The following is a 6,287-nucleotide window of genomic DNA, read 5'->3' on the forward strand; positions in this document are numbered from 1 at the left end:
GGGAAGATCACCTCGATCACCTCCCCGACGGGGGCGGTGACCCGGTTCGAGTACGACCACTGCGGCCGCCCGTGGAAGAGCATTGACCCGGTCGGGGCGGTCACGGAACTGTCCTACGACGTCGACCAGCGCCTCACCGCGAGGAGACTGCCGACCGGGGAGGTCGAAACGTTCGCTTACGACGCGTGTGGCCGGTTGACCGCGAAGCATACGCCGGGGGACGGGACGGCCCGGTACGGGTACGACAAGGTTGGGCGGCTGAGTTTTGCCCAGGATTCCTGGTACGGGACCCGCCGCTTCGAATACAACCTCGCCGGGGAACTGGGGGCCACGATCAACGGGGTGGGGGGCCGGACCGGGTTCGAGTACGACAGCCGCGGCCGGCTCACCCGCATCACCGACCCCACTGGTGGGGTCACGACCCGCACGTATACGGCCACGGACCAAGTCGATTCGGTGACGGACCCGCTGGGCCGGGTGACCACGGCGACCTATGACCCGGCAGGTCGGCAACTCTCGCAGACGGACCCGGACGGGCGCACCACCACCTGGGCCTACGACGCCGCGGGCCGGGAAGCGTCCACCTCGGTGGACGGTGCCCTGATCGCCGCGATCGAACGTGACGTGGCTGGCCGGCGGGTGGTCATCACCGACCACCTGAGTGGGGCGGGGTATGCGGTGGAGCACGAACTGTGCTTTGACCGCCGCGGCCTCCTCACCCGAAAATCCAACGGCAACGGCAACGGCAACGGCAACGGCAACGGCAACGGGACCGGGACCGGGAGTCAGGTGTTGGGGTGGGAGTATGACGGTGACGGGAACCGCACCGGATTCACCACCCCGGCCGGCACCACCCGCTACATCCGCGACGCCGCGGGCCGGGTCGTGAAGGTTTCGAACCCGTTGCTCGGGGACGCGGCCTTCACCCACGACCCCTCCGGACGGATCACCACCGCCACCGCCGGGAACTACACCCAGGAGTGGGTGTATCGGGGAGGGGCACTCGTCGAGCACACCCGCACCACCACCGACAACGGCACCAACCCTCCGGGTGCTGCTGATGTGACGTTGATCGGTCGTGAGGACGGCGGCCGGATCACCGGCCTGTCCAGGGGCGGGGTCGTGACCCGGTACGGGTACGACACTGCCGGGCAAATGGTCTCCGCCACCACCACTGTGACTGGCTCGGAGGCGTCGGGTTCGGTGGTGGGGTGGGAGTACGACGCCGGTGGGCGGCTGCTCCGCGAAACCACCCCCACCGGGGCCCGCACCTTTGAGTACGACGCCGCGGGGCAACTCCTAACTGTCACGGAACCTGACGGTTCGGTCACCGAGTTTATGTATGACGGGTTGGGCCGGCGGGTGCGGGCCATTGACCCGGACGGGTCCTGGACCGAATACGCCTGGGGTCCTACCGGCTACCTCACCGGAACCATCGAAAAAGACCCGGACGGGGGAGAGGTGTCCAGGCACCGGCTCCACGTCGACGCGCTCGGTGAACTCGCCACCGTGGACGGCACACCGTTGTGGTGGGACACTGCCGCGCCCGTGCCGACCCTCGCCGGTGCCAACACCACCCAGGTGGTGTCCCTGCCCGGCGGGGTCACCGGCATCGGGGACGCGTGGACCGCGCCGGGGTGGCGTGCCGCCCGCCCGACTGATCAGCACGATCCCTGGGCCGTCCTCGGCACCCCCACCACCCCCAACCCGGGCAGCCCCGCAACAACCAGTACAGGGGTTGGTTCCGCTGCTGGGTTCGGTGGTGTGTTGCCCGCCGGGATCGGCCTGACCGCTGGTGGCGGGATCGACTTCGCAGGGCTCGAATGGCTCGGCAAACGCGCGTACGACCCGTCCACCCGGGGATTCCTCTCCACCGACCCCCTCGCCCCCGTCCTGGGAGCGGGCTGGGACGGGAACCCCTACTCCTACGCCGGGAACAACCCCCTCAACACCACCGACCCCACCGGCCTGAAACCCCTCACCGACACCGACCTGAAAGCCTACGACGGCTCCTCCCGCGGCGCCATCGCCGCCACCGGAGACTGGCTCGGAGACAACTGGGAATACGTCGTCGGAGGGGCCGCTGTGGTCGGCGGGGCCGTGTTGATGTTCGTCCCCGGCGGACAACTCGCGGGCATGGGATTGATGAGCTTCGGCGCCGACGTCGTCATCCAAAAAGCAACCACCGGCCAAGTCAACTGGGGTAATGCCATCGGGAGCGGTGTTATGGGTGTAGCCGGCGGTGGCGTGGGAATGATGGTTACTAAGTCTGCTTCACTGGTTGTTGGAAGATTGGTGGCGGGCCAAGCTGCGCGAAGTATGGCTTCAAATGTTGCGACTTCGACGTTGACTCGTGCCACAGGCAATGCCGCAGTCATGGCACGGAGGTTCGGCGCTAATTTGTTGAAGGACATGGTAGGTAGCGGGGCAGCAGGTGGTGTCACGGGAACCGTCGATTACGTCCGCGAGCGCGTTCAGAAGGGAGGTCCCTGGACAGCACAAGGACTGTTGGGTAGCGCAGCTGGAGGTGCCTCCACTGGTGTCATCAGCGGGGCACTGAGTCCAGCAGCCGGCCACGTTACGGGCAAAGGCGCCCAGTTTCTCCTGAGTGCGAGCGTCAACACAGGCGCCGGGTTCGCGGGGGACATGCTCAAGAGTGGTGTGAATGGCGAAGCATTTGATCCGATCAAGTCTCTGGTTTCTTCTACTACGGCCGGAGTGTTCTCTACGGGTGTTTCTACTTCGCGGGGAAACTCATCACAGGGTTACGCTGATCTTATTGGAACTAGCACCTCTTCGCCTATTGAGTATTTTACGAAGTCCAATATGACTACAGACTTAACTAATTCGCTCATTGGACTCGGAACGAATGGAATGATCGATGGAGCATGGAAATAAGGATGACTAAAGAGACTGCCGGGAACCGCACCCTTCGTGAAAGATTGACGCCCTACTGGTACCAGTGGCTGAGCGTGACAATTCCCGGTCTTATAGCGATTTTTACCTGCCTAAATAGATTTGACGAGTTCGGCTTATCCGCTTGGTTAACAAACTTTATTGTCTTGTTTATTTGTATTGCCGGCATAGGGTTTGTCACATATGTCAGTTCAAATTTTGCCTCCATAAATACTTTGGTTGGCACAATTGTCCTAGGCAGTCTAGCCATAGCGGCTCTGTCCAACATACTTCCGGTCATTGCGACATCGTACGGATCGCTATGGGCGGGCTGTGGTCTCGGGTTCATGATTGGACTGACCCTAACTGCTGGTGAACAGCGATAAGTGTGGGCTTCGATGTGGTTGACAATGTAAATTAAATAGCACAGCAAGCAGCGAAGCTGTCATGACTAAAGAGCGGCGAAATTCTTGAGGGAACTCCCTGATCTTCTGTGGGGTGGTTTTATTGGCTACGCTCTCAGCGATTGTGTTTGTGCCGAATGACACAGTGTTGCTGGAGCTGGTTCATTACTTGCCAGTCTGGCTGCTGGTTCTTTGTTTCATCGGTTTGGCTTACCTCGGCAGTGGATAGGTTCCGTTGTTCTGGTTGCTAATGCACTGATAGGAAGCGGTGCAAATTTTTACACCGATGAAATGTGGACGAAGTAAATGAAGAATGAAAGCGACAAAAAGGCAATCCCCAGCAAACGAGTCGCTCCGGAATGGTATTACTGGACCGGGGTCGTTATATCGGGAGTTCTCATGCTGGTTCTGTGCGTAAATAGGACTGAAGAGTTTGGAATATCCGTGTGGATTGCTAACATTATTGTCCTTATTGCTAGCGCCCTTGGCATTGGATTTGTAACGTATTGGAAATCCAACTTCGCCGCCACGCTGTCCTTTGGTGCCACCATCATCTTAGGCAGCTTAGCCTTCGCTGCTCTTTCTAATGTTATCCCGGTGATCGGCTTGACGGGTGGTGCGCTGTGGACGGGCTGTCCTCTCGGTCTATTGGTTGGACTGACACTGACCGCCGGAGAAGAGCGTTAATGCTCAATTGGTGACGGTATTTGGGTTCAGGGCCCCAGATGGCTTGAGCCGCCAAAAAGGAGGGTCGGCGAGGAGGTCTAATGGAAGGAAGCATTCGATTGGAGAAAAAGACAAGTAACTACCTGGACGTCATGTGTCTGCTTGGCATCTTGGTTAGCCTTGGCATTACCATATTCGTTTTAATGCTCCGTTGAGTGCCGAAGTAGCCTATCACGGCGGATCGATTCCTGCAGTGCTACTTCTACTCCTGTCCGCACTGGGGATACTCCTGTTCTGGATTTCTGAACGGTTATTGGGGACCCATCCAACTCGTGGCCAGGCGCGTGCGCTGGTTTTTATTTCGGGCCCAGCTACCATTCTGGTGTGTATTTCCTTCCAGGCATTTCTAGCCGTGATCGTGCTGGATGAGAGTGGATATTTTAGGTGAGTAGCACTCTGCCGCTCATCAGTTTTGAGGGTCGAAAGGCTTGCCTTGGCGACTGACGCGATGCTGGGATAGCTCGAGTCACAGCGTGCCTAACGGGTGCACCTGGGCAGTTCCGGAGATGCGTGAGGTTTCCACTTCTGATCAGTGGTTATTCGTTCTGCTCATTCAAGTTATCTTCTACGGAAGAGATTATCGGGCGCAGAACGTCTGCGTTCGGAAGATGGTTGTTTGTTGGTTTCTATAGATATTTCTGGGAAGGACATGAAGACAGATGGATATGAAGATTGTTGATCCTGCAGGCGGAGGCGTTGCGGAGGTTAAAGGTTCGGGCGCGCTGGCTGGTCCTCTCTATGGTGCGTCGTTTGGTAAGTCGGTAAAGCGGTTCTTTGCCAAATATGCGAAGTTCGCGGGTCGCGCCTCGCGGAGTGAGTTCTGGTGGAGTCAGCTTTTCGTTTTCCTGGTGATGGTGGTCCCATACCTCGTGATGACTGTCGGGTTCGTGGCCAGTACTGCCTGGGCTCAACAGAACCCTAAGGTGCAATCCATGGGTTTCGATCCGGCCACCGGTAAAGAAGTGTTCTATGAGGCCGCTCCTGGTATTGTGAATGCCCCGACTGGAAGCCTCATGGTGGTAGGTTTCATTCTCGTCGTTGTTCTGGGGCTGGCCATTGTGGTGCCGCAGCTGTCGTTGCTTTGGCGGCGTTTGCATGATGCAAATCTTGCGGGTCCGCTTGCGTTCGTTGGGCTTGTTCCGATGGTCGGCGGACTGGCTGTTTTGATTCTGGCGCTTATGCCGTCCAAGGCGGAAGGTCGGCGCTTCGACCCTCGCTGACGGGCCCGAAGAATCACAAGAAGCGTACTGTCCCTTTCCCGCGATTCCTCAGCGACCAGCTGGCGGCTCGGTGTGAAGGGGAAGGCCGCCATGACCTGGTGTTCCCGGGCAAGGACGGTAACCATATGCGGCTGCCACGAGTGCACGAGGACAACATGAGCTGGTTGCTGGCGCTGTGAAGCGTTCCGGGATCCTCAGGATCGCTCCGCGCGATCTCCGGCACTCCGCTGTCAGCTTAGCCGTGTCGGCCGGCGCCAGCGTGAAGGCCGTCCAAAAATGCTTGGCCACAGCTCGGCCGCAATGACGTTGGACGTCTACGCGGATCTCTTTGACGGGGACTTGGACTCAGTTTCAGACGCTCTAGATCACACCGTATCTCTGGCGGGTGTGCCCGAAATGTGCTTCCAGCCTGATTTGGGCAATGAGAAGGGCCCTGCCTCCCTCATAAACAAAGGGAACAAGGGCCTTTCTCATTGGCGGTGAGGTGGGATTTGAACCCATATGGACACCCTCGGAACTAAGGGGATATCCTCGTAATCCCCGAGAATACGCGGTACCGGACACATCCGCTCACACCTTCAAACACCCTCTTAAAGAGATTCCGTTACTGCTGAGTTACCGCTAGGTGTGTTTTGTCCTGGCCTTGTAAAGGGCAGCAGATACTGCATCAAGGTCGTCCTCGAACAGGTCCGCGTATCGGTCCGGCGTCATCGCTGCGGACGCATTACCGAGCATGTGATGTAGAGCATTGACGTTCGCGCCTACGCTAATTGCAAGGGACGCAGCGGTGTGGCGGAGGTAGTGGGGAGTGACGCGAGGAAAATTCTTGTCGTTCGCCTGAGCCCGCTTTACGGCGTAGCCGAACCACCCGCTGACGGAGTTGCCTGGGCGAAGTGGTAGAAGCCATTCCCCCCAGAGGCCTGCCCCACGTTTCTTGCCGTTGCAAGCAGCCTCAACAGCCTGGTCCAGAAATTCCGGATAAACCACAGTCCGGGCTTCATGCATCTGGGGGTCCCGACGACGACGTGACCGTTGACGTTGA

4 protein-coding genes are annotated in these 6,287 nt (G+C 59.1%); 3 read left to right on the forward strand and 1 reads right to left on the reverse strand.

Annotated elements, in window-relative coordinates; translation table 11 throughout:
- The 3 genes from HP499_RS19335 to HP499_RS19345 form a co-directional block, all read left to right on the forward strand.
- The coding region (locus HP499_RS19335) for an RHS repeat-associated core domain-containing protein (RefSeq protein ID WP_305849750.1) at positions 1-2,898 on the forward strand (2,898 nt) is incomplete at its 5' end.
- A 707-nt stretch (positions 2,899-3,605) separates the two neighbouring features.
- Complete coding sequence (locus tag HP499_RS19340) at positions 3,606-3,986, forward strand: hypothetical protein (protein WP_172325781.1); 381 nt, start codon at positions 3,606-3,608, stop codon at positions 3,984-3,986.
- 704 nt (positions 3,987-4,690) lie between these two features.
- Positions 4,691-5,245, forward strand: coding sequence for a DUF805 domain-containing protein (locus HP499_RS19345; RefSeq protein WP_172325783.1), 555 nt, complete (start codon positions 4,691-4,693; stop codon positions 5,243-5,245).
- 621 nt (positions 5,246-5,866) lie between these two features.
- Here HP499_RS19345 and HP499_RS19350 read toward each other — a convergent pair.
- A partial coding sequence (locus HP499_RS19350; protein ID WP_172325782.1) for a site-specific integrase occupies positions 5,867-6,287 on the reverse strand: 421 nt, incomplete at its 5' end.

This window comes from Paenarthrobacter sp. CM16 (genome assembly GCF_013179505.1).
GTDB lineage: Bacteria > Actinomycetota > Actinomycetes > Actinomycetales > Micrococcaceae > Arthrobacter.